We start from the raw sequence: 253 nt of genomic DNA on the forward strand, positions 1-253 counted from the left end.
TCGGCCGGCAGGGCCAGGAAGATGTTGTGCGAGTAGCCCAGCGCCAGTTCGAGGATAGTACCAGCCATAGTGGCTTTGTAACCTACACCGACTAATTCCAGCTTTTTCTCGAGGCCATTGCTCACGCATCGATGGCGTTGTTGAGCAGTGAGCGGTAAAGGCCATGCATGGCCTTGTGCCGCTTCTGCTCCGTGGGGCGGGTCACCAGCAACTGGCCTTCCTCAGTAGCCACGTTAATATCGCGGTCTACAGG

Annotated in this window: 1 pseudogene; it reads right to left on the reverse strand. The window is 57.3% G+C overall.

The annotated features are described in order from the left end of the window. Positions 1-253 (reverse strand): annotated as a pseudogene (locus tag D0N36_RS19325) (50S ribosomal protein L6); the annotation flags it as partial.

Source organism: Hymenobacter lapidiphilus (genome assembly GCF_003417065.2).
GTDB lineage: Bacteria > Bacteroidota > Bacteroidia > Cytophagales > Hymenobacteraceae > Hymenobacter.